17 protein-coding genes are annotated in these 24182 nt (G+C 69.5%); 12 read left to right on the plus strand and 5 right to left on the minus strand.

Going from position 1 to position 24182, the window contains the following annotated elements; all coding sequences use genetic code 11:
- Positions 1-5 precede the first annotated feature (5 nt).
- Positions 6-1031: a LacI family DNA-binding transcriptional regulator gene (locus O7546_RS04910; protein ID WP_194799641.1), complete on the minus strand. Its 1026-nt coding sequence runs from the start codon at positions 1029-1031 to the stop codon at positions 6-8.
- 339 nt (positions 1032-1370) lie between these two features.
- Between O7546_RS04910 and O7546_RS04915 the strand changes: the two genes are divergently transcribed.
- From O7546_RS04915 to O7546_RS04940, 6 genes are all read left to right on the plus strand, one after another.
- The gene (locus O7546_RS04915; RefSeq protein WP_281600547.1) at positions 1371-2654 is read left to right on the plus strand and encodes an extracellular solute-binding protein; all 1284 of its coding nucleotides are present in this window, start codon (positions 1371-1373) and stop codon (positions 2652-2654) included.
- 70 nt (positions 2655-2724) lie between these two features.
- Positions 2725-3738 carry a sugar ABC transporter permease gene (locus tag O7546_RS04920; protein ID WP_281600548.1) on the plus strand — a complete coding sequence of 338 codons (1014 nt, stop codon included), beginning with the start codon at positions 2725-2727 and terminating at the stop codon, positions 3736-3738.
- Entirely contained in the window at positions 3735-4595 is an 861-nt protein-coding gene (locus O7546_RS04925) for a carbohydrate ABC transporter permease (RefSeq protein ID WP_262014719.1), read from the plus strand. The genes O7546_RS04920 and O7546_RS04925 overlap by 4 nt, the downstream gene beginning before the upstream one ends.
- A complete protein-coding gene (locus O7546_RS04930) occupies positions 4592-7039 on the plus strand; it encodes a glycoside hydrolase family 2 protein (RefSeq protein WP_281600549.1) in 2448 nt (815 codons plus the stop codon). The genes O7546_RS04925 and O7546_RS04930 overlap by 4 nt, the downstream gene beginning before the upstream one ends.
- 77 nt (positions 7040-7116) lie before the next feature.
- A complete protein-coding gene (locus O7546_RS04935; protein WP_013284484.1) occupies positions 7117-7455 on the plus strand; it encodes a metalloregulator ArsR/SmtB family transcription factor in 339 nt (112 codons plus the stop codon).
- On the plus strand, positions 7452-9155 hold the full coding sequence (locus O7546_RS04940) for a SulP family inorganic anion transporter (protein WP_281600550.1): 1704 nt from the start codon (positions 7452-7454) through the stop codon (positions 9153-9155). Before O7546_RS04935 ends, O7546_RS04940 begins: the two co-directional genes overlap by 4 nt.
- A 39-nt stretch (positions 9156-9194) precedes the next feature.
- On the opposite strand, the gene O7546_RS04945 is transcribed toward O7546_RS04940, so the two are convergent.
- Positions 9195-9785 (minus strand): RloB family protein, encoded by a 591-nt coding sequence (locus O7546_RS04945; RefSeq protein ID WP_281600551.1) that lies wholly within the window; start codon positions 9783-9785, stop codon positions 9195-9197.
- Positions 9766-11085, minus strand: a complete 1320-nt coding sequence (locus O7546_RS04950; RefSeq protein WP_281600552.1) for an ATP-binding protein — start codon at positions 11083-11085, stop codon at positions 9766-9768. Before O7546_RS04950 ends, O7546_RS04945 begins: the two co-directional genes overlap by 20 nt.
- Before the next feature lie 328 nt (positions 11086-11413).
- On the opposite strand from O7546_RS04950, the gene O7546_RS04955 reads away from it, so the two are divergent.
- From O7546_RS04955 to O7546_RS04975, 5 genes are read left to right on the plus strand one after another with little or no spacing between them, the layout of a single operon-like run.
- Complete coding sequence (locus O7546_RS04955; protein ID WP_281600553.1) at positions 11414-12973, plus strand: class I SAM-dependent DNA methyltransferase; 1560 nt, start codon at positions 11414-11416, stop codon at positions 12971-12973.
- Positions 12970-14466 carry a class I SAM-dependent DNA methyltransferase gene (locus tag O7546_RS04960; RefSeq protein WP_281600554.1) on the plus strand — a complete coding sequence of 499 codons (1497 nt, stop codon included), beginning with the start codon at positions 12970-12972 and terminating at the stop codon, positions 14464-14466. Before O7546_RS04955 ends, O7546_RS04960 begins: the two co-directional genes overlap by 4 nt.
- A gap of 46 nt (positions 14467-14512) precedes the next feature.
- Complete coding sequence (locus O7546_RS04965; protein ID WP_281600555.1) at positions 14513-15628, plus strand: restriction endonuclease subunit S; 1116 nt, start codon at positions 14513-14515, stop codon at positions 15626-15628.
- Entirely contained in the window at positions 15625-18555 is a 2931-nt protein-coding gene (locus O7546_RS04970; protein WP_281600556.1) for a type I restriction endonuclease subunit R, read from the plus strand. Before O7546_RS04965 ends, O7546_RS04970 begins: the two co-directional genes overlap by 4 nt.
- A gap of 57 nt (positions 18556-18612) precedes the next feature.
- The gene (locus O7546_RS04975; protein ID WP_281600557.1) at positions 18613-18915 is read left to right on the plus strand and encodes a hypothetical protein; all 303 of its coding nucleotides are present in this window, start codon (positions 18613-18615) and stop codon (positions 18913-18915) included.
- On the opposite strand, the gene O7546_RS04980 is transcribed toward O7546_RS04975, so the two are convergent.
- Positions 18912-19634 (minus strand): hypothetical protein, encoded by a 723-nt coding sequence (locus O7546_RS04980; RefSeq protein ID WP_281600558.1) that lies wholly within the window; start codon positions 19632-19634, stop codon positions 18912-18914. The two genes, O7546_RS04975 and O7546_RS04980, sit on opposite strands and share 4 nt — an antisense overlap.
- A gap of 61 nt (positions 19635-19695) precedes the next feature.
- Positions 19696-21543, minus strand: a complete 1848-nt coding sequence (ilvD, locus tag O7546_RS04985; protein ID WP_281600559.1) for a dihydroxy-acid dehydratase — start codon at positions 21541-21543, stop codon at positions 19696-19698.
- 110 nt (positions 21544-21653) lie between these two features.
- On the opposite strand from ilvD, the gene O7546_RS04990 reads away from it, so the two are divergent.
- Positions 21654-24101 (plus strand): bifunctional diguanylate cyclase/phosphodiesterase, encoded by a 2448-nt coding sequence (locus tag O7546_RS04990; protein ID WP_194799651.1) that lies wholly within the window; start codon positions 21654-21656, stop codon positions 24099-24101.
- Positions 24102-24182: the final 81 nt, after the last annotated feature.

Consider the following 24182-nt stretch of genomic DNA (forward strand, 5'->3'; position numbering starts at 1 on the left):
CCGGTTCAGCGGTTCGTCGTACGAGGTGGGGCGGTGCTGCCGCGCGGCGTCAGATGCGCGGTCTCGTCCTGTACGACGGCGGCCGGCTCGCCCGCGATCACGGCCAGGAGCTGGCGCGCGGCGTGCGCGCCGTACGCCGGGATGTCCCGGCCCAGCGCGGTGAGCGGCGGGTGCACCAGCCGGCACAGCGGCGAGTCGTCCCAGGCCACGATGGACAGGTCGCCCGGCACGGTGAGGCCCATCTCCTGGGCCACCGAGAGCCCGGCGATCGCCATCACGTCGTTGTCGTAGATCACCGCGGTGGGGCGGCCGGCGGAGCTGAGCAGCCGCCGGGTGGCCCGCGCGCCCTCCTCGCCGGTGTAGTCGGACCAGACGGTGGTGGCCTCGTCCAGCCCGAGCCGCCGGCACACGCCGGTGAACGCCTCGGTGCGGATCTCGGTGTGCAGCAGCGACTGCAGCCCGCCGACCCGGGCGATGCGCCGGTGGCCGAGCGCGACCAGGTACTCCACGGTCTCGACCAGCGCCGCCGCGTCGTCGGCCCAGACGCTCGCCAGGCCGCCGGTGTGCCCGGGCCCGCCGATCACCACCGCCGGCAGTTGCAGTTCCTCCAGCGCCGGCACGCGCCGGTCGTCGGTGCGCAGGTCGCAGACGAGCACGCCGTCCACCCGGCGTTCGGCCCACCACCGCCGGTAGACGGCGATCTCGGCCTCCTGGTCGCTGACCACCTGGAGCGTGAGCGCGTACGAGCGGGCCGACAGTTCGGCCTCGACGCCGCTGATCAGCTCCATGAAGAACGGCTCGATGCCGAGTATCCGGGCGGGGCGGCACAGCGCCAGCCCGACCGCCTTGGCGGTGGCGCCGGACAGCGCGCGGGCGGCGCTGCTCGGACGGAACCCGATCTCGGTGGCGATGGCGAGGATCCGCTGCCGGGTCGCCTCGGAGACACCGGGCTGGCCGTTGAGGGCGTACGACACCGCGCCCTTGGAGACCCCGGCGCGCCGGGCGACGTCGGCGATGGTCGGCCGCTTCACCGAAGCGTTCCTCCACTGTGTCCGGCCCTCGCGGGCGCTTCCGGTCGCCGGATCACCGGCGTCTGGTGACGCTACTGCACGCGCTGCCGGGTCCGGGTGCCGCCGGCGGCGCCGGTGGACCGCATCCGGCGGCAGTCGCTTGTGCGGTTCAGCTTAGGGCGCGGACCCGCCGCCGACCGCCCTGACCGTGGTCGTGAGCGGCGGCGAGGTTACCGAACCAGCACATCGGTAACCGACCGTTGACAGTCATGAATGAGGACCGTACGGTGGCGTCACTTATCCGGTTCAGTCAACGTCTCTCGATATTCGGGAGCGTTCCCATTCGGCGCGGAGGATGAGATGAGACGGTCCTGGACGCACCTGGCGCGGGTGGCCGCCGTCGGTGCCGTCAGCCTGGTCATGATCACCGCCTGCAGCGGCAGGAGCACCACCGGCGGCTCGGACTCGGCCGGTGGTCAGGTCACGCTGAAAATCAACTTCTGGGGCGACTTCGGGCTCCAGGATCTGAAGGCCAAGTACGAGGCCGAACACCCGAACGTCAAGATCCAGCTCAACTCGGGCGAGTACAACGCCCAGCACGAGGACCTGCAGAAGAAGCTCGTCGCCGGCAACGGCGCGCCCGACATCGCGGCGATCGACGAGGGGTTCATGGTCCAGTTCCGCAGCCAGTCCGACAAGTTCGTCAACCTGCTCGACAAGGGCGCCGGCTCCTACGAGAGCAAGTACCTGCCCTGGAAGTGGAAGCAGTCGCTGTCGGCGGACGGCAGGACGCAGATCGGCCTCGGCACCGACGTCGGCGGCCTGGCCATGTGCTACCGCACCGACCTGTTCAAGGCCGCCGGCCTGCCCACCGAACGCGACCAGGTGTCAGCCCTCTGGCCCACCTGGGACAGGTTCATCGAGGTCGGCCGGCAGTACACCGCGAAGACCAAGAAGAAGTTCATCGACGCCGGCACCAACCTGTTCAACCCGATCCTCGGCCAGCAGCCGGTCGGGTTCTACGACGAGCAGGACCAGCTCCGGATGGAGCAGGGTCCGAAGGTCGCGTTCGACTACACGGTCAAGGCGGTCGGCGCCGGATTGTCGGCCAACCTGGTCAGCTTCCAGGCCGACTGGGACAAGGGCTTCACCAGCGGCGCGTTCGCGGTGCTCGCCTGCCCGGCCTGGATGCTCGGCCACATCAAGGACACCGCACCGGGCACCGAGGGCAAGTGGGACATCGCCGCGGTCCCGGGTGGCGGCGGCAACTGGGGTGGCTCCTTCCTGACGCTGCCGAAGCAGGGCAAGAACGTCGACGAGGCGTACAAGCTGCTGACCTGGCTGGTCGCGCCGGAGCAGCAGATCGAGATCTTCAAGAAGGTCGGCAACCTGCCGTCGCAGCCGGCGCTCTACAGCGACCCGGCGATCGCCGACTTCAAGAACCCGTTCTTCAACGACGCCCCGGTCGGCCAGATCTTCCCGAAGATGGCGCAGGGCCTCACCCCGCAGTACCTGGGCCGGAAGAACGGCCCGACCCGGGTGGCGGTCGAGAACGTCATCCGGCGGGTGGAGAACAAGTCGCTCAAGTCCGACGCCGCCTGGAACGAGGCGGTCAAGGAGGCCGAGAAGGCCGCCAAGTCCTGACGCGTCACAGGTGACGGGGCGGCCCGGTCCGCCCCGTCACCGTCCGATCTCCCGGCCCTGGAGTGAACAGATGTCCAGCACCCGTGCCGCGCCCGCGCCACCAGGCCGTCCACCCGCGCGCAAGCCCGGCCGTACCGGCGCCGGCGACCGGCGGATGAGCTGGCGCGACCGGCTGTACCGCTTCGACATGCGCTACATGCCGTACCTGATGATCGCGCCGTTCTTCCTGCTCTTCCTCGTGTTCGGGCTGTTCCCGCTGCTGTTCAACGCGGTCGTGTCGCTGCGCAACTACCGCCTCGACGACCCGACGCTGCCGTACTGGGCGGGCACCGAGAACTTCAGCCGCCTGGTCGCCGACGACGACTTCTGGAACGCCCTGGCCAACACGTTCGGCATCTTCCTGCTCTCCACCGTGCCGCAACTGCTGCTCGCGCTGCTCGTCGCGTCGCTGCTCAACCGCAGGCTGCGGGCGCAGACGTGGTGGCGGGTGGGCGTGCTGCTGCCGTACGTGACACCGATCGTGGCCTCGACGATGGTGTTCAGCGTCTTCTTCTCCCGCGACTTCGGCATGGCGAACTGGGCGCTCGGCCTGCTCGGCATCGGCGGCCCGGACGACCCGATCGACTGGCGGGCGGACAAGCTGCACGCCTGGATCGCCATCGCTACCATGGTCAACTGGAAGTGGATCGGCTACAACGCGCTGCTCTACCTGGCCGCCATGCAGTCCATTCCGCGCGACGTCTACGAGGCCGCGGCGATCGACGGCGCCGGCCCGTGGAAGCAGCTCTGGCGGATCACCGTGCCGATGATCCAGCCGGTGGTCCTGTTCACCGTCATCCTGTCCACCATCGGCGGGTTGCAGCTGTTCACCGAGCCGATGTTGTTCGACCCGAACGCGCAGGCCGCGACCGGCGGGCCGGACGGCGAGTGGCAGACCATCGCCCAGCTCATCTACAAGGTCGGCTGGAAGGACCTCAACCTCGGGTACGCGGCCGCCATGTCGTGGGCGCTGTTCCTGATCATCCTGATCGTGGCCGGCGTCAACTACCTGCTGACCAACCGACTCTCCGGAGGCCGCCGGTGACGACGCGACGTGTGGTGGCCCGGGCGCCACAGGACACCCCGGCCGGGCTCTGGACCTACCTGCTGCTCGCGGTGAGCATGCTGTTCGCCGCGTTCCCGCTCTACTGGATGTTCGTCATCGCCACCAGCGACGACGAGGCGCTGGCGAAGCTGCCACCCGCTGTGGTCCCCGGCGACCGCTTCCTCACGAACGTCGACGAGGTCTTCTCCCTCCAGGACGTCTACTTCGCCGCGTCACTGGTCAACAGCGTCATCGTCTCCGCCGTCGTGACCGCCTCGGTGCTGTTCTTCTGCTCGCTGGCCGGCTTCGCGTTCGCCAAGCTGCGCTTCAAAGGCAGCCGCGCGCTGATGCTGTTCGTGGTGCTCACCCTGACCGTCCCCAACCAGCTCGGCATCGTCGCGCTCTACATCGTGATGGGCAAGCTCGGCTGGAACGGCACGCTGCTCGCCGTCATCGCGCCCGGCCTGGTCACCGCGTTCGGCGTGTTCTACATGCGGCAGTTCATCGTGAACACCGTCCCGGACGAGCTGATCGAGTCGGCCCGGGTCGACGGCGCCACGACCATGCGGGTGTACGCGACGATCGTGCTCCCGGCGATCCGCCCGGCGCTGGCGGTGCTCGGCCTGCTCACGTTCGTGGCGACCTGGAACGACTTCCAGTGGCCGCTGATCACGCTCAGCGGCACCGACTACCCGACGTCGATGGTGGCGGTCTCCGACCTCGCAAGCGGCAACTACGTGATCTACCGGCGGGTGCTCGCTGGTGCGTTCATCGCCACCGTCCCCCTGCTGGTCATGCTGTTCATCGGTGGACGTCAGATCGTCCGCGGAATCATGGAAGGCGCGGTGAAGTCGTGAGCCGTCGAACGCTGCTGCACGAGGGATGGACGCTGCGGGCCGAGCCCGGTCCGGCGGTGCCGCCGGAGATCGCCGGGACGGCGGTGCCGGCCACGGTCCCGGGTTGCGTGCACACCGACCTGCTGGCGGCGGGCCTCATCCCCGACCCGTACCTGGACGACAACGAGAACCGCCTCACCTGGATCGGCCGCACCGACTGGGTCTACGAGACCACGTTCGCCGGGCGACCCGGTGACGGCGACCGGGTCGACCTGGTCTGCGCCGGGCTCGACACCGTCGCCACCGTGACGCTCAACGGCGTCGAGGTCGGCCGCACCGAGAACCAGCACCGCTCGTACCGCTTCGACGTCCGCGCGCTGCTGCGCCCGGACGGCAACACCCTGGCCGTACGCTTCGCCTCCCCGTACCGGTACGCCGAGGCGCACCGGGACCGGCTCGGTGACCGGCCCAACGCGTACCCGGAGCCGTTCCACTTCATCCGCAAGACCGCCTGCAACTTCGGCTGGGACTGGGGGCCGACGCTCGTCACCGCCGGCATCTGGCGCGACATCGGCCTGCACGCCTGGTCCACCGCCCGGTTCGCGTCGGTCCGGCCGCTCGTGACGGTGGCCGACGGAGTCGGCCGGGTCGAGCTGCACGTGCAGGTCGAGCGGGCCGGCGACGAGCCGCTGACCGTCCGCGCCGCCGTCGCCGGGGTCAGCGCCGAGGTCGCCGTACCGGCGGGGGAGCGGACCGCCGTCGTGACGCTCACCGTCGCGGACCCCGCGCTGTGGTGGCCGATCGGGTACGGCGACCAGCCGCGCTACGACCTCGACGTCACCCTGCACGGCGCCGACGGCCGGGAGCTGGACGCCGCCGCCCGGCGGATCGGGTTCCGTTCGGTCCGGCTCGACACCACACCCGACGCGCACGGCACCCCGTTCACGCTGCACGTCAACGACGTGCCGGTGTTCGTCAAGGGCGTCAACTGGATCCCCGACGACGCGTTCGGAAACCGGGTCACTCGGGAGCGCCTCGCCGAGCGGTTCGGCCAGGCGACCGGCGCGAACGTCAACCTGCTGCGCGTCTGGGGCGGCGGCCGGTACGAGTCGGACGACTTCTACGACCTCGCCGACGAGATCGGGTTGCTGGTGCAGCAGGACTTCCTGTTCGCCTGTGCCGCGTACCCGGAGGAGGAACCGTTCCGCACCGAGGTCGAGGCGGAGGCACGGGAGCAGGTCACCCGGCTCGCCGGGCACCCCTCGCTGGTGCTCTGGACCGGCAACAACGAGAACATCTGGGGCTGGCACGACTGGGACTGGCAGGAACCCCTGGCCGGGCGCACCTGGGGGCGCGGCTACTACCTGGACCTGCTGCCGGGGATCGTCGGGGAGCTGGACCCGACGGTCCCGTACTGGCCGGGGAGCCCCTGGTCCGGCAGCGACGACGTCCATCCCAACGACCCGGCGCACGGCACCACGCACATCTGGGACGTGTGGAACACCGACGACTACACGCGCTACCGGGACTACGTGCCCCGGTTCGTGGCCGAGTTCGGCTACCAGGCGCCGCCCGCGTACGCGACGCTGCGCCGGGCCCTGTCCGACGACCCGCTCGCGCACGACTCGCCGGGCATGGCGCACCACCAGAAGGCCGCGGACGGGGACGGCAAGCTCCGGCGCGGGCTCGACGCCCACCTGCCGCCACCCGCCGACTTCGACGACTGGCACTACCTCACCCAGCTCAACCAGGCCCGCGCCATCCAGCTCGGCGTCGAGCACTTCCGCTCGCACCGGCCGGTCTGCACCGGCACCGTCGTGTGGCAGCTGAACGACTGCTGGCCGGTCACGTCGTGGTCGGCGATCGACGGCGACGGCCGCCGCAAACCCCTCTGGTACGCGCTGCGCCGCGCCTACGCCGACCGGCTGCTCACCGTGCAGCCGCGCGACGGCGGGCTGGCGCTGGTGGCGGTGAACGAGACCGCGCATGCGTGGAGCGGGCCGGCCACCGTCACCCGGTTGGCCCTCACCGGGGAGCCGAGGGCGAAGACCTCGGTCGACCTCGACGTCCCCGCGTACTCCTCGGTCGTGGTGGAACTCCCGGCGGAGCTGGCGCGGCCGGACGACGGCCGCGCGGAACTGCTCGTCGCGGACGCCGGGGACGCCGCGGAGCGCGCGCTGTGGTTCTTCGCCGAGGACCGCGACGTGCGGTGGCCGGCGGCGCAGTGGGACGCGACCGCCGAGCCGGTCGACGGCGGCCGGCGGATCAGGGTGACCGCCCGGACCGTGCTGCGCGACCTGACGCTGTTCCCGGATCGCCTCGATCCGGCCGCGCAGGTGGACCGGGCCCTGGTGACGCTGCTGCCGGGGGAGAGCGCGACGTTCACCGTGCACGCGCCGGGCCCGCTCGACGCCGACGCGCTCATCCGCCGCCCGGTGCTGCGCTGCGTCAACGACCTCGTCTGAGGGGTCACACTCCATCTCCGTCGATTTGAAGATTTCTGCAAGTGCTAAAGTCTTCAGAGTCGTCGGAGGGGTGAGTCATGTCGGTGCCGCTGTACCAGGCCAAGGCGGAGCTGTTCCGCACCCTCGGGCACCCGGTGCGCATCCGGGTGCTCGAACTGCTCCAGGACGGGCCGAAGCCGGTACGCGACCTGCTGGCCGCCATCGACGTGGAGGCGTCGAACCTCTCCCAGCAGCTCGCCGTGCTGCGCCGCGCCGGCATGGTCACCTCGTACCGGGACGGCCCGCTGGTCATGTACGCGCTCAGCACCCCCGACGTGGCCGACCTGCTCGCCGCCGGACGACGCATCCTCGGCGCGGTCCTCACCGACCGGGACGCGCTGCTGGACGAGCTGCGGGCCTCCGGGACGGACCGGTGAGTGCGGCGGCCCTTCGCGCCGGTGACGCCGTCCGGCAGGCGGGCCGGCTGTTCCGCGGGCTGCTGCCCGGCCGGGCCGACTGGGCGGCAGCGCGCCGCTCACCCCGGCGCGACCTGCTCGCCGGGCTCACCGTCGCCGTGGTGGCGCTGCCCCTGGCGCTCGCCTTCGGCGTCACCTCCGGGCTCGGCGCGCAGGCCGGCCTGGTCACCGCCGTCGTCGCCGGAGCCGTCGCGGCGGTCTTCGGCGGCTCCAACCTCCAGGTCTCCGGTCCCACCGGGGCCATGACTGTGGTGCTGGTGCCCGTGGTGCAGCAGTTCGGCGCCGGTGGCGTGCTGATGGTCGGCGCGCTGGCCGGGCTGATCCTGATCGCGCTCGCAGTGGCCCGCCTCGGCCGGTACGTCCGCTACCTGCCGTCCCCGGTGATCGAGGGCTTCACCGCCGGCATCGCCGTGGTCATCGCGCTGCAACAGGTGCCGGCCGCGCTCGGCGTCACCGGCGCGCACGGCGAGAAGGTGTGGGCGGTCGCAGCCGACGCGGTCGCCCGGTTCGCCGCGCAGCCCCGGCCCGCCGCGATCGCTGTGGCGCTCGGTGTGGCGGCGCTGATGCTGCTCGGCGGCCGGTGGCGGCCCGCCGTGCCGTTCTCCCTGGTCGGAGTGGCCGCTGCGACGCTGCTCGCCGAGCTGACCCCGATCGAGCTGGCCCGGATCGGCGAGCTGCCGCAGGGGCTGCCCGCGCCGTCGCTGGACTTCGTGGACCTCGGCGCGCTGGGCGTACTGCTGCCGAGCGCCCTCGCCGTGGCCGCGCTCGCCGCCCTGGAGAGCCTGCTCTCCGCCACGGTGGCCGACGGCATGACGGTCGGCGAGCGGCACGACCCGGACCGGGAACTGTTCGGCCAGGGCCTGGCCAACCTCGCCTCCCCGGTCTTCGGCGGCATCCCGGCGACCGCCGCCATCGCCCGTACCGCGGTGAACGTCCGCGCCGGGGCGTCCTCGAAGCTCGCCGCGCTCACCCACGCGGTGGCCCTCGCCGCGATCGTGCTCGCCGCCGCCCCGCTCGTCGGCCGCATCCCGCTGGCCGCCCTGGCCGGGGTGCTGCTCGCCACCACGGTACGGATGGTGGAGGCGGCCTCCCTGCTGGCGCTGATGCGGGCCACCCGGGCCGACGCGGTGGTGCTGGTGCTGACGTTCGCCGTCACTGTCATCTGGGATCTGGTGACAGCGGTGGTCGTCGGGCTCGCCGTCGCGGCGGTCCTGGCGCTGCGCGCGGTGGCCCGCAGCGCCAAGCTGGAACAGGTGCCGCTGGACACCGGCGAGCACAGCGCCGAGGAGCACGCGCTGCTCGCCGAGCACATCGTCGCGTACCGGCTGGACGGGCCGCTGTTCTTCGCCGCCGCGCACACCTTCCTGCTGGAACTGGCCGAGGTGGCCGACGTGCGGGTGGTGATCCTGCGCATGTCCCGCGTCTCCACCGTCGACGCGACGGGCGCGCAGGTGCTCGGCGACGCCATCGCCCGGTTGCGCGCCCGGGGGATCACGGTGCTGCTCTCCGGCATCACGCCGGGCCACGACCAGGTGCTCAGCACGCTCGGCGTCGCCGACGAGCTGCGCCGCGAGGGCCTGGTGTTCGCGGACACCCCGGCCGCCATCCGGTACGCCCGGGGTGTCGCCCTCGCCGCAAGCCCCGCTCCTACTCGCCTGTGAGGGGCAAGCCCGCCAGCGGAGTCTTGTTCTCCCGCCAGGTCAGCGAAGCGCCAGCACCAACCGCCAGACCGCCGTGGAGGGGTTCGCGTCGGGGGGTTCACTCAGCGTTCGCGCCCGTTCGATGGCGGAGTCGAGCCCGTCGCGGAAGTCGTCGAAGTCGAGCCGGGTCTTGTCCCAGTTACGTACGTATCGGCGTAGCAGTTCCTTGGCCTTCTCCGCGTTATCCAGGTGCCGGGTGCACGCGTCGCGGTGCAGAATCAGCCAGACCTCGAAGCAGGGATTCGACCACAGCAGGGTGACCTCGTGCCGCCGGGCTTCCCGCTCCGACTCCGCCGGCGCGTAATGGTCGACGTCACAGACGACGTACGCCTCGTCGAAGTCGTTGTCGTCGCGGCGGCGAGCGGCGCCTCGCACCGCGTCGACCGGTGACCCCTTTTCCACGGCCACGACGAGACGGTGTGCAAGCCACCGCTCCCGCCGGAGCCCGTCGAGATATGCGCGCTCGGTCGACTCACCGTTGGTGACGACGAGGACGGTTCGTCGCTGCTCCCGGGTGGGGAGCCGACGGCGAAGGTCGGTTTCGCGGTTCGTGGCGCTCTTGCGCTGCTGGTCAGTCCGCCGCTTCGTCATCCACCGGTCCTCGTGCCGCCAGAGCCTGCTCGAACAGATATGCCGAAAGGTCCGGCACCGCGCCGTAGTTGCCGTTCAGGTAGCGGCGCTGCCGGTTCTCGCCTTCCTTGCGGGGCTTGAAGTCGGTCAGCGGATACAGCGTGGATGCGCCATCGGCGTCCTTCTCGGTGAACCAGATCTCGTCCCGATGGAGGATTTCCTCGGTGTCGATGGTGCCGAGGAGAGCCGCATCGTGACTGGTGAAGATGAGCTGGCTACCCCGAGGGTTCGAGGTGGTGGACCGGAAGAGAGCGATGAGCCGCGCCGTGAGCAGCGGATGCAGGCTGGCGTCGATCTCGTCGACGCACATGGTGCCGCCCTCGCCGAGGATCTCGGCTGCTTCGATCGCGAGGCCAAGTAGCTGTTGCGTACCGGTCGACTCCTCGGCCAGCTCGAACTGCACCTCGCCAGCCGGCCCCTGATGGGCGAACTTCAGCCGCTTCCGCTCCTGGCCCACCCGGTTACGGGCGTTTCTGCGCATCCCCCGTCCGATGCTCGGATCCTCGAGGCGGAACAGCAAGGGCTGCTCGTCGGTCACCGTGCTGGTCACCTCTACCACGTCGACGATTCCGACATCCGCTGCCCTCAGCAGCTCGACCAAGGCCCGCCTGCCGGCATCGCTGTCGGGCCACCCCGATCGGTACCCACCACTCAGTTGAGGCTGGCTCCGGTTCCTCATTCGCTGGAACCAGCGGTAGACATCGCGGAGCGGCTCGGGCTCGACCCTGTCCGGTGCGGCCTGCCGGTGGTCGAAGCGGGCGATGGTGCTGAGGAACAGAGCAGTGGGAGCGGTGACTTCGGCGATCCGTTCCAGCAGGGCGCGCTGGCCTGACTCATCGCCCCAGGCGAAGGAGTCGCCGTTGCGCTCGAAGACCCGCCGCTTCCGCCTGAGCGGATAGTGGTATAGCCACTCGTCCAGGACGCCGTCGTTGTCCACGGTGTAGCCGTAGGTGTGCCGAATGCCATTCAGTTCGAGGTCGACGACGTAGTGGGACGGTGCCTCAAGCGAGTCGGCCGTCATTCGATACGGCTCGCGGGCCACACCGAGGCCCGGCTCGACCTCCCGGTCGGAGAAGATCACGAAGCGGCGCATGAACCCCAGGGCATGCAGGCAGTTGGACTTGCCGGAGGCGTTCGCGCCGAAGATGCCGACCACCCGGACCGCCTGGTCGTGTTCGGCGCTGCGATAGGCCGGCGTCAGGTTGAGGTGCTGCTCGTCCCGAAACGATCGGTGGTTGGCGAAGCGGAAACTCAACAGCATTGCTGTGCCCTCTGATTTCCGGGCCTTGCGGCCGTTCCATGCGAGTAAACCACGCGGAACGGCCTGAAGCTGCCGCCCCGCCGGGAGTTGGCCGGACGGAGAGGTCCACGTCATCGGTTCGGGCCCTGCGGCGCTTCTGTCCGGTAGCTGACTGCGGGCCGATCTCTCGCACGATCGGGTGAGCAACGCGTCGGATGGCACGCCGGGAACATCCCGGTGCCGGGAATCCTTGCCAGTCGCACATGCGACTACGGTGGACCGGCACGGATTCGTGACCGCCCGCGCACGAGGAGACAGCACCAAGCATGACCCATGACCGGACCGCGACATGACCGAGCGTTATGCGCGGGCTTCCGCGACACCCCGTGACACGCTCGCCATCCCGCTCAGCCTCTCGGAGCTGGAGCAATATCTGGCCCGCGCCGCCGACCTGCTACGCGGCAGCATCGACCAGGCGGACTTCAAGGCGTACATCTTCCCGCTGATGTTCTTCAAGCGGATCAGCGACGTCTACACCGAGGAGTACGAGCGGGCGCTGGCGGAGTCGGACGGCGACCACGCGTATGCGTCGTTCCCGGAGAACCATCGCTTCGGCATTCCTGCCGGCAGCCTCTGGGAGGACGTGCGCGCCCGTACCGAGAACATCGGTCAGGCCCTGGTGACCGCGTTCCGGGCGATAGAGAAGGTCAACCCGGACGTGCTGTACGGCATCTTCGGCAGTGCGGCCTGGACCAACAAGGACAAGCTGCCCGACGCCAAGCTGCGCGATCTCATCGAGCACTTCTCCACCCGGACGCTGAGTAACGCCGTCGTTGCACCGGACGTGTTCGGGCAGGCGTACGAATATCTCATAAAGCGGTTCGCGGACCAGTCGAACAAGAAGGCCGGCGAGTACTACACCCCGCGTCCGGTGGTGCGGCTGCTCGTTGACATCCTCGACCCGCAGGAGGGCGAGACGGTCTACGACCCGGCCTGCGGCACGGGCGGCATGCTCATCGAGGTCATCGAGCACGTGAAGCGCCAGGGCGGCCGACCGCAGACCCTCCGGGGCAAGCTCTTCGGCCAGGAGAAGGTGCTCGCCACCTCCGGCCTCGCCAAGATGAACCTGCTTCTGCACGGCGTGCAGGACTTCAAGATCGAGCACGAGGACACGCTGCGCGCGCCGGCCTTCTTCGACGGCGGTCGCCTCACCCGGTTCGACTGCGTCATCGCCAACCCGCCGTTCTCGCTCAAGAACTGGGGTGACGTGGCGTGGGGCACCGACCCGTGGGGCCGCAACCGGCTCGGGGGCGTGCCACCCAAGGGGTACGCCGACTGGGCATGGGTCCAGCACATGATCGAATCCGCGGCGCCCGGCACCGGCCGGGTGGCCGTCGTCCTCCCGCAGGGTGCGCTGTTCCGCCAGGGCGCCGAGGGGCACATCCGCGAGTTCGTGCTGAAGGCCGACCTGGTCGAAGCCGTGATCGGCCTCGCGCCGAATCTCTTCTACGGCACCGGCCTGGCCGCGTCCGTGCTGATCCTGCGGCGGCGTAAGGCCGAGGAGCGCGCGGGCCGGGTGTTGTTCGTCAACGGCGAGACGCTGTTCCGGCGTGGCCGTAACCAGAACACGCTCGAACCCGAGCACGCCGACACGTTGCTGCGGACCGTCCAGGAATTCACCGACGCACCGGGCCTGGCGGCGGTCGCCACGCTCAACGACATCAAGGCCAACGGATTCAACCTCAACATCCCGCTGTACGTCGCGCCCGTCGACGACGGCGAACAACGCACGCTGGAGCAGGCCCTGGCCGACCTCGAAGCGGCCCACGCCGCCGCCCGCGAGACGCGCGCCGCGCTGGAGGCCGAACTGACCAAGTGGGGCCTCGGGCCGAAAGAGGTGACGGCATGAGCACCCGCATCACCCAGCGCGAGCTGGAGTCCTACCTGTGGGGCGCGGCAGTCGTGCTGCGCGGCCTCATCGACGCCGGGGACTACAAGCAGTACATCTTCCCGCTGGTCTTCCTCAAGCGGCTCTCCGACGTCTACGACGAGGAGCGTGCCGCCGCGTTGGCCACCTACGGCGAAGAGGAACTGGCCGACCTGCCGGAGAACCACCGGTTCGCCATCCCCGACGGCGCCCACTGGAAGGACATCCGCGCGGCCGGCACCGACGTCGGCGCGGCGGTCCTGGCCGCCATGCGGGCGATCGAGGCGGCCAACCCGGACACGCTGACCGGCGTGTTCGGCGACGGCGAGTGGGGCAACAAGAGCCTGCTGCCCGACCGGACCGTCAAGGAACTCATCGAGCACTTCTCCACCAAGACACTGTCGGTGGCGAACCTGCCGGAGGACGAACTAGGTCAGGGGTACGAATATCTGATCAAGAAGTTCGCCGACGACTCCGGCCACACCGCCCAGGAGTTCTACACCAACCGCACGCTCGTCCACCTGATGACGATGATGCTCAAGCCCGAGCCGGGGGAGTCGGTCTACGACCCGACCTGCGGCACCGGGGGGATGCTCATCTCCACCGCCGCCGAGCTGCGCCGGCAGGGCAAGGAGTGGCGCAACCTGCGGCTGTACGGGCAGGAACTGAACTACGGGACGTCGGCCATCGCCCGGATGAACCTGTTCCTGCACGGCATCGTCGACGGTGAGATCGCGTACGGCGACACGCTCACCAAGCCCGCCTTCCTCGACGGTAACCGGCTGCGTACGTTCGATGTGGTGCTCGCCAACCCGCCGTACTCCATCAAGGCATGGAACCGGACCGCCTTCACCAACGACCCGTACGGCCGCAACATGTGGGGGGTGCCGCCGCAGGGGCGCGCTGACTACGCGTTCTTCCAACACATCGCCGCCAGCCTCGATCCGCAGACCGGAAGGGCCGCGATTCTATTTCCTCACGGGGTCCTCTTCCGCCGCGAGGAGGCTGGTCTTCGCGAGAAGCTGATCAGATCCGATCTGCTTGAGGCTGTCATAGGGCTCGGAGCAGGTCTTTTTTACAATTCTCCGATGGAAGCCGTCGTAATAACACTCCGAAGCCAAAAGCCGGCCGAGCGGTGCGGTAAAGTTCTCTTTATTGACGCGCTCAACGAGGTTGCTCGCGAGCAGGCGCAATCGTTCTTGCGTGAGCAGCATCAGGGAAAAATTTGCCGTGCCTATGAAGCGTTCATCGGTATTGACGGATTCGCCGCCACTGCCAGCCATGATCAGATTGCTGAAAAGCAGTACAGTCTTGCGATTCCCCTATACGTTACCAGGGCCTCTGTGACTAGTCGCGCCCAAGGGATGAACGGGGCTGAAGCGATCGACGCGTGGAGAGTTGCGGCTGTCGGAGCCGATGCTGCGATTGAACATGTTCTTGAACTTCTGCGCCGGGAGGTGAGTCGTGATTCCTGACCTTGACCGAAGTGCATGGAAGCGTGTGGCGCTAGGTGACACTGCGGTGGCATCTAGAGAAAGAGTGGATCCTAATTCTGGCAAGATCGACCGCTACGTTGCCGGCGAACATATGGAATCGGACGATCTCAAGGTTCACCGCTGGGGTCAAGTGGGAGACGGCTACCTCGGTCCCGCCTTCCATCGCCGCTTCCGTCCTGGTCAAGTCCTCTATGGTTCTCGTAGGGCTTATCTGCGAAAGGTTGCGGTTGCAGAATTTGACGGTGTGACTGCTAACACCACGTACGTGCTCGAGACTAAAGACCGTGACCGAATGCTGCAAGAATTCTTGCCTTTCGTGATGACAACCGAGCTGTTTCATGCCTTCGCAATTCAAGAATCGAAAGGTTCGGTCAACCCGTATCTCAACTGGTCTGATGTTGCGCGATACGAGTTCGATTTGCCGCCTGTCGACGAACAACGGCGAATCGCTGACCTCTTCTGGGCCGTTGAGCGGGATCGGCAGGCAGCAAAGCGTGTGGTGGTGGCATTAGATGACGCGGTCAAGGATTTAACCGACACGTCGCTCGCTCGATCAGGCGCCTCCGAACGACCTCTAGCTGACGTCCTTGAGGTGTGCCAGTATGGCCTTTCGATACCTGCTGACGAAGAAGGTCCATATCCACTGCTTCGAATGACAAACTTGCTTGCGGGCGCTGTGGTTGGCCAGGACCTCAAATACTGCGAGATCTCCGCCGAAGACCTCGAGGCTTACCGATTGTTGCCAGGCGACGTGTTGTTCAATCGCACGAATAGCGTCGAGCATGTTGGTCGGTCGGGCTTGTTTGACCTTGAGGGGGATTTCGTCTTTGCCTCGTACTTGGTGAGACTTAGGCCTCGGTTCGGTATTCTAGATTCCGAGTATCTGAATTATTTCATTAACTCAAGGCTCGGGCAGAGGCGTATCCGTGTGCATCTCTCAAAGGGAGTGCAGCAAGCGAATATCAGTGCGACCAAGCTCAAGATGGTGCGGATTCCAATACCTGCAATCGAAATCCAGCGCGCCATCGTTAGCCGGATCGACGCCCTTCGTCAATCGCGGCGTGCGGCAGCTAGTCGGGTTTCAGCTATTAGCGAACTGAGCGCGACGCTTAGACGTGAGGTCTTCGGGGGACTTAGTTGAAATTTAATGAGGCGAATGCGGTTCGGGACTTCGTCCGTGACCTTGTTGCTTCGCGTGACACCCAGTTCATTGCCGGCAAGCAGTTGCCTCGACGGGAGGACGAGGTCCTGCTTGAGGGGCCGCTCAAAGAGGCCCTCATCCGGCTAAATCCTGCCATCGAAGCCGACCCCCGGCGCGCCGACGAGGTCATCTACCAGCTTCAGGCGGTCATCCTGGCTGCGCGGCGGACCCCAAACCCGGTCATCGCCAACGAGCAGTTCGCCGCCTGGCTGACCGGCCAGAAGTCGATGCCGTTCGGCCCCGTCGGTGAGCACGTCACCGTTCGTCTGATCGACTTCGACAACCCGGAGCCGAGCACCAACCAGTGGATCGTCTCGACGGAGGTGACCTACCAGGTCGGACGGGTCGAGCGCCGCTTCGACCTGGTGCTCTGGTGCAACGGCTTCCCGCTGGTGGTGGGTGAGGCGAAGTCGCCGGTCCGGCCGGCGTACTCCTGGATCGACGCGGCGGCGCAGATCAACGAGGACTACGAGGTCAACGTACCGGCGTTCTTCGTGCCGAACGTGTTCAGCTTCGCCACCGAGGGCAAGGATTTCCGGTACGGCTCGGTCGGCATGCCGGTCGGCCTGTGGGGGCCGTGGCGTGAGGAGTCGGACGACGACGCCCCGGCGCGGTCCGGTCTGGCGGTGGTGCACGAGGCGGCCGAGGGTGTGCTGTCACCGGCGGCGGTGCTGGACTTCCTGCGCTTCTTCACGGTGTTCGCCACCGACAAGAAGCACCGCAAGATAAAGATCATCGCGCGATTCCAACAGTTCCAGGCGACGAACCTGATCGTCGAGCGGGTGCTGCACGGGCGGATCAAGCAGGGCCTGATCTGGCACTTCCAGGGTTCGGGCAAGTCACTGCTCATGGTGTTCACCGCGCAGAAGCTGCGCGCCTCGGCGGGCCTGACCAACCCCACCGTGATCATCGTGGTGGACCGGATCGACCTGGACACCCAGATCACCGGCACGTTCAACGCCTCGGACGTGCCGAACCTCGTCTCGACCAACAGCCGCCGGGAGCTTCAGGATCTGCTCAGCACCGGTGCGCGGAAGGTCATCATCACCACGGTTCACAAGTTCGGTGAGGCGCCGGGCGTGCTGGACGCCCGCGACAACATCATCGTCATGGTCGACGAGGCCCACCGTTCCCAGGAGGGCGACTACGGTCGCAAGATGCGCGAGGCCCTGCCGAACGCGTTTCTTTTCGGCCTGACGGGCACACCGATCAACCGCCGCGACCGCAACACGTTCATGTGGTTCGGGTCCACAAAGGATGAAGGCGGCTACCTGTCACGGTATTCGTTCCAGGATTCGATCCGGGACGGGGCGACGCTGCCGTTGCACTTCGAGCCGCGCCTGTCGGAGATCCACCTCGACGAGGCCGCGATCGACGCCGCCTTCGCGGAGCTGGCCGAGCAGCACCGGCTCACCGAGGCCGACAAGTCCACGCTGTCCAGGCGGGCCGCCTCGCTGGAGTCGCTGATCAAGTCTCCCGGGCGGGTCCGCAGGATCGCCGAGGACATCGCCGAACACTTCCGGGCCAAGGTCGAGCCGCAGGGGTTCAAGGCGCAGGTGGTCGTCTATGACAAGGAAACCTGCGTCGCCTACAAGGCGGAACTCGACGACATCCTCGGCCCTGACGCCTCCACGGTCGTCATGAGCCGCACCGCTCGCGACCCCGAGGACTGGAAGGAATACACGCCTGACCGGGACGAGTTGGAGCGCATCACCGCCCGGTTCAACGACCCGGCCGATCCCCTGAAAATCATCATTGTGACGGCGAAGCTGCTCGTCGGCTTCGACGCGCCCATCCTCTACGCGCAGTACGTCGACAAGCCGCTCAAGGAACACAACCTGCTCCAGGCGATCACCCGCACCAACCGCGTCTATCCGCCGAGCAAGACGCACGGCCTGATCGTCGACTACCTGGGCATCTTCGACAACGTCGCCAAGGCGTTCGCCTTCGACGAGAAGAGCGTCCAGCAGGTGATCAGCAACATCGCCGTGCTGAAGAATCAGCTCCGCCCGGCCATCGAGGCGGCGTTGGCCTTCTTCCCCGGCGTCGACCGGACCGTGGGCGGCTACGAGGGGCTCATCGCCGCGCAGACCGCGATCAGCAGCGACGAGGCCCGCGACGCCTTCGGCGCGGCCTACAGCCTCGTCGCCCAGCTCTGGGAAACCCTCAGCCCGGACCCGATCGTCTCGCCCTACGCGGCCGACTACCGGTGGCTCACCGACGTGTACGAGTCGGTGCGGCCCTCGGACATCGCCGGCCGGCTGGTCTGGCACACCCTCGGCGCCAAGACGTTGGAACTCATCAACGAACACGTCACCGTCGAGGTGCCCCGCACCGACCTCGACACAATCGTGCTCGACGCCCAGGTGATCGAGGACCTCATGTCCGGCCGGCGGCCGGACATCGACCCGGTCGAGGTCGAGAAGTGGATCACCGCCCGCATCGCCAAGCATAAGGGCAACCCGGCCTTCGTCGAACTCGGCAAGCGGCTCGCGGCGCTGCGGGAGAAGTACGCCCACGCCCAGCAGGCCAGCCTGGAGTTCCTCAAGGAACTATTCGCCCTCGCCCGGGACACCGTTGCCGCGGAGAAAGCCGCCGCGCAGATCCCCCGTGAGGACCAGGGCAAGGCGGCGCTCACCGAACTGTTCCAGTCGCTCAAGGGCAACGGAACGCCGATCATCGTGGAGAAGGTCGTCGAGGAGGTGGACGAGGTCGTGCGGGCGGTGCGCTTCGCCGGCTGGCAGGACACCCGCGACGGCGACCGCGAGGTCCAGCAGTCCCTGCGCAAGACGCTCTACATCAAGTTCAAAATCCGTGACAACGACGTGTACGAGCGCGCGCTCGGCTACATCCGCGAGTACTACTGAACGACCGCCGCCGGGTGCGGCGGTCATCCGTTTTGGCCGGACGGTCGGTGGTGGTCGGTGGTGCTCCGGCTGCGCGACGCCCCGGTGCACCCGGACGAGCTGCCCGACCGGCCAAGCCTCGCGGCGGCGCTCGACGACTGCCTCACCCACCTGGCCGACGACCTGAGCGAGCTGGTCCCGACCGACGCGCACGAGCCGCTGCCGGTGCCCGCCTCGGCGGCCCGCGAGCCGCTCACCGACCCGGTGCCCGCGCTGGTCCGGCTGGCTGCCGCGCACGCCGGCCGGGCGGTGACGCTGCGCGTAACCCGCGCCGGCCACACCGTGGACCGCCACGACGACGTACGCCCGGTGGACGCCTAGTTGGGCAGGGCGGCGAGGCCGGCCAGCAGTTCCCACCGCTCGGCCTCGGTGAGGACCGCGTACGCCGGCTCGTCGCGGCGGTCGGTGTCCGCCTCGATCGCCGCGCGCTCCGGCCCGTCCGGCAGCGTCCGGATCTCGTCGGCGGTCAGCCCGGCGGCCCGCCACGCGGCCCGGTGCGCGTCGGCGCGGTGGTGGCGCAGCGAGCCCAGCCGGGTGACGAGCAGCAGCGCCGGGGAGGCGCCCTCCGGCTCGTACGGCGGGGACATCGCCCGGAACACCGGCCCGCCGGTGGCATGCGCGTGCGTCAGCACCCGGCCGACCAGGTCGGCGAGGCGGGGCACGATGCTCAGGCCGGGCAGCACGCCGGGCAGCGTCGACCACAGTTCCTCGGCTGCCTCACCGCTGGCCCGCTGGGCGAACAGCGTCAGCTCGCGGCCCAGGTCGGTGAGGTGCCAGGCGCCGTCGGCGTCCCGGACGACGATGCCCTGCTCCAGTTCCTCGTCCATGCTGCCGGACGTGTAGATCAGGCCGTCGGCCAGCGCCTCGGCGGGCATCGGCCGGGCCAGCACACCGGAGAAGAAGCTGTTCTCCGCGCCGAGTGTGCAGCCCCGCTCGGCGTAGAAGGCCTCCATCCGGGCGCGGGCTCCCCAGCGGGCGCCCACGTACACCCGGTCGATCGCGGGCCGGACCAGTCGCGCGTAGCTCACCGTCGTCTCCACGCCGCCGGACCCTACCGGCGGCGGGCGTCGCGCGGGGCCCTGCCGCAGAGCCCCGCGTTGCTCACTCCGGGACGCGGCGGTAGGCGCCGTCGCTGGCCGAGGTCGCCATCGACGCGTACGCGCGCAGCGCCGCCGACACCGGGCGCTGCCGGTCGACCGGGGTGTACGGGCGGTCCCGCTTCTCCTCGGCCACCCGGCGTGCCTCCAGCTCGTCGGCGGGCACGTTCAGCTCGATCGACCGGCCCGGGATGTCGATGACGATCTCGTCGCCGTCGCGGACCAGCGCGATCAGCCCACCCGAGGCCGCCTCCGGGGAGACGTGCCCGATGGACAGGCCGGAGGTGCCGCCGGAGAACCGGCCGTCGGTGAGCAGCGCGCAGGAGCGGCCCAGCCCACGGCCCTTGAGGAACGAGGTGGGGTAGAGCATCTCCTGCATGCCGGGGCCGCCCTTCGGGCCCTCGTACCGGATCACCACCACGTCCCCGGCGACGATCTCCTTGGCGAGGATCGCGGTCACCGCGTCGTCCTGCGACTCGTAGACCTTGGCCGGGCCGCGGAACGTCAGGCACTCCTCGGGCACGCCGGCGGTCTTCACCACGCAGCCGGCCGGCGCGAGGTTGCCGTGCAGGATGGCCAGGCCGCCGTCCGCGCTGTACGCGTGCTCCCGGTCCCTGATGCAGCCGCCGGCCGCGTCGGTGTCCAGCGACGACCAGCGGTTGGTGGTGGAGAACGGCTCGGTGGTGCGCACCCCGCCCGGCGCGGCGTGGAACAGCTCGACCGCCTCGCGCGTGGCCGCGCCGCCGCGCACGTCCCAGTCGGCCAGCCACTCGTCGAGACTGGGGGAGTGCACCGCGCGCACGTCGCGGTGCAGCAGCCCGGCGCGGTCCAGCTCACCGAGGATGGCCGGGATGCCGCCGGCCCGGTGCACGTCCTCCATGTGGTAGTTCGGGGAGTTCGGGGCGACCTTGGCCAGGCACGGCACCCGGCGGGAGATCGCGTCGATGTCGGCGACGCCGAAGTCCAGCTCCGCCTCGCGGGCGGCGGCGAGCAGGTGCAGCACGGTGTTCGTGGAGCCGCCCATCGCCACGTCGAGGGCGATCGCGTTCTCGAACGCCTCCCGGCCGGCGATCGAGCGCGGCAGCACCGAGGCGTCGTCGTTCTCGTACCACTGCTTGGCGATCTCGACGACGGTGCGCCCGGCCTCGACGAACAGCGACCGCCGCGCGGCGTGGGTGGCGAGCGTCGAACCGTTGCCCGGCAGCGCCAGGCCGATCGCCTCGGTGAGGCAGTTCATCGAGTTGGCGGTGAACATGCCGGAGCAGGAGCCGCAGGTCGGGCACGCGGAGCGCTCGATCTCGCCGAGCTGGTCGTCGGTGACCGCCTCGTTGGAGGAGGCGATCATGGCGTCGATCAGGTCGATCTTGGAGTGCACCACGCCCTCGATCGCCACCGTCTTGCCGGCCTCCATCGGGCCGCCGGAGACGAAGACCGTCGGGATGTTGAGCCGCAGCGCGGCGAGCAGCATGCCCGGGGTGATCTTGTCGCAGTTGGAGATGCAGACCAGGGCGTCCGCGCAGTGCGCGTTGACCATGTACTCCACCGCGTCGGCGATCAGCTCCCGGCTGGGCAGGGAGTAGAGCATGCCGCCGTGGCCCATGGCGATGCCGTCGTCCACGGCGATCGTGTTGAACTCCCGGCCGACGCCGCCGGCCTCGGCCACCGCGTCGGCGACCAGGCCGCCGAGGTCCTTGAGGTGGACGTGACCGGGTACGAACTGGGTGAAACTGTTCGCGATGGCGACGATCGGCTTGCCGAAGTCGTCGTCGGTCATCCCGGTGGCCCGCCAGAGGGCCCGGGCGCCGGCCATCGTCCGACCGTGGGTGGAGGTCCTCGACCGCAGCTCAGGCATGACAACCAGTCTGACACCATCCGCGCGGCGACCCCGCCGCACGCACCCTGTGTCCCAACAGTTGCACACCCGGTGCCCCACGGGAGGCGCTCATCCGGCAGAGTTGACGCGTGCAGTCGTCCCCGGGGATGGTCACCGTCGCGGTGTTGAGCGGGATCGCCGCGGCCGGCGCCGCCGTGCTGCTCGCCGCCTCGGTGCGGCGCCGCACCGGCCCCCGCCGGCCGGCTCACCTGCTGCTCGCGGTCGCCGCCGGGGCCGCTCTGTTCAGCCTCCTGGTCGGCCTCGGCGGTCTGCTGGCCGCCGGTGACCACTGGGCGCACCGGCAGGGCCAGCGGACCGGTTGGGCGATCCTGGTCGCCGTCGGCACGACGCTCGCCGCGCTCGGTCTCGGCGCCGCCGTGCTGCGGCTGCCCGGCGCGGCCGCGTCCCGGGCGGCCACCGCCCGGCTGCTGCTCGACGGCCTGATCATGGGCAGTGCGCTCTGGTTCGTCGGCTGGGTGGCGATCAGCGAGCCGACCCGGCTGCTCGGCGACGCCACCCCGGTCGCCTGCCTGCCGATCGTGCTGGCGACGGTCAGCGCGGCGCTCACCACCGGGCTCACCGTGATCGTCGTGCTGCGGGTCGCGCCGCCGCGCGGGTGGCTCACGCTGCTCGCGGCCGGCGCGACAGCGGTGACGGCCGGCGGGCTGGCCGTGTCCGCCGGGCTCTGCCAGGCCGGCCCGGGCATGGTGCTCACCGGCGCGGTGCTGACCGCCGCCGGGCTGCTGGCCACCGCCGTGGCCGGGCGCCGCGCCGACCTGACGCAGCTCGACGTCGACTTCATCCGCCGCGACGGCGAGTACGCCTTCGTGCCCATGTTCGCGATGGCCGCCTCCGCGATGTACCACCTGGTGCAGGGCGGCGGGTTCGACGGGTATGCGATCGTGGCCGGCACGGTCGAGGGGTTCGCCCTGGTGACCCGGCAATATCTGGCCCTGAACGACGTCCGCGGCTACGCGATCCGGCTCGCCGAGCGCGAGGCGCACTTCCGCGAGCTGGCGCACACCGACCCGCTGACCGGGCTGGCGAACCGGCGCGGGCTGCTGCGCGCCCTGCACCGCAGTGCCGAGGCGGGCATGCCGTGCGTGTTGCTCGGGCTCGACCTCGACGGCTTCAAGAACGTCAACGACATGCGCGGGCACGACGTCGGCGACGCGGTGCTGATCGAGGTGGGACGGCGGCTGCGGGGCAACCTGCGCCCGGGTGATCTGGCCGCCCGGCTCGGCGGTGACGAGTTCGCGGTGCTGATGCACGGTTCGGCCGACCCCGGCCCGGTCGCCGACCGCCTGCTCGGGGTCCTCGGCCGCCCGTACGAGCAGGGGGACGGGCCGGTCTTCCTGTCGGTGAGCATCGGGGTGGCCGCCGGGCAGCGGGAGCAGGACGTCGAGCTGCTGCTGCGCAACGCCGACCTGGCGCTGCGCTACGCCAAGCAGCGGGGCAAGAACCGGATCGAGCGCTACGACGCCACGTACGACCAGTTGCTGAGCCGGCGTACCCGGATGGAGCACGAGCTGCGCGGTGCGATCGAGCGCGACGAGCTGCGGCTGGTCTTCCAGCCGGTGGCCTCGCTGCCGTCGGTGCGGCCGGTCGGCGCGGAGGCGCTGCTGCGCTGGCGGCACCCGGAGCTGGGCAACGTCCGGCCGGACGAGTTCATCCCGCTCGCCGAGGAGTGCGGGATGATCGCCAAGCTCGGCGCGTGGGTGCTGCACCAGGCCTGCTTCCAGCTCTCCCGCTGGCTGGCCGACGGGCACGACGTCTGGGTGTCGGTGAACGTGTCGCCGCGCGAGCTGCACGCCCCGGAGTACGTGGTCCAGGTCGCCGACGCGCTGCGCGCGCACCACGTGCCGCCGCAGCGGCTGGTGCTGGAGGTGACCGAGCACGCGGTCGCCACCGACCTGGACGAGCTGATCCGGCGGCTCACCGCGCTGCGGCTGACCGGGGTGCGGATCGCGCTGGACGACTTCGGCGCCGGCTACTCGTCGCTCGGCCAGCTCCGGCGCCTGCCGATCGACATCCTGAAGATCGACCACAGTCTGGTCGCCGAGCACGAGCCGGTCCGGCCGGTCGGGCGGGACGGCCCGGCGTTCGCCCCGATGGTCGACATCGTCATGCGCCTGGGTCACCAGCTCGGGCTGGAGGTGATCGCCGAGGGCGTCACCAACCCGACCGAGCTGGCCGCGGTGGTGGCCGCCGGGTGCCGGTTCGGCCAGGGCGCGCTGTTCGGCTGGGGCGTACCGGCCGAGCACCTGGAGGCGATGCTGGAGGCGGCCACCGCGCCGGGCAACCGGCACACCGCGATGCCGCCGGCGCCGCCGCCCGCGCCGGCCCGCGCCCCGTCGCCGCTGCTGCCGAGGCTGCGCAACAATCCGCCCGCCGCGGTGCCCGCGCAGCGTCCCCCGATGGAGGGATCTTCGCAGGTGGCACCGGTCGCGGAGGGGGTGCCGGTGACCGACACGCCCACGTCCGTGAACCAAAATGTGGGATCAGTTGACTCATCGCGTGAGATGCGTCAGGCTTAGCCGCATGTCGTCGAACCGGTCGCCGCGAGTACTTACCTGAGCGCACTCTCCCACCGAGAGTGCGCTGGCCCCGTGCATCCT

This window comes from Micromonospora sp. WMMA1976, from assembly GCF_027497335.1.
GTDB lineage: Bacteria > Actinomycetota > Actinomycetes > Mycobacteriales > Micromonosporaceae > Micromonospora > Micromonospora aurantiaca.